The organism is Rahnella perminowiae (genome assembly GCF_019049695.1).
Taxonomy (GTDB): domain Bacteria; phylum Pseudomonadota; class Gammaproteobacteria; order Enterobacterales; family Enterobacteriaceae; genus Rahnella; species Rahnella perminowiae.
In genome coordinates this window covers 1-255 of record NZ_JAFMOT010000011.1, presented here as the reverse complement: position 1 = coordinate 255, position 255 = coordinate 1, and the positions used below count along the sequence as shown (strand labels likewise).

The window sequence follows — 255 nt, the reverse complement described above, 5'->3', positions numbered from 1 at the left end:
CTCTACCTGACCACCTGTGTCGGTTTGGGGTACGATTTCGTGTTACCTGGAGCTTAGAGGCTTTTCCTGGAAGCATGGCATCAGCTACTTCACCACCGTAGTGGCTCGTTATCACGCCTCAGGGTTAATATGCAACCGGATTTACCAGGTCACACCCCCTACACGCTTGAACCGGGACAACCGTCGCCCGGCCAGCCTAGCCTTCTCCGTCCCCCCTTCGCAGTAACACCAAGTGCTGGAATATTAACCAGCTTC

The 255-nt window shown here is 54.9% G+C and carries 1 rRNA gene; it reads right to left on the bottom strand.

Annotated elements, in window-relative coordinates:
* Nucleotides 1-255, bottom strand: a 23S ribosomal RNA gene (locus J1781_RS00030); the annotation flags it as partial.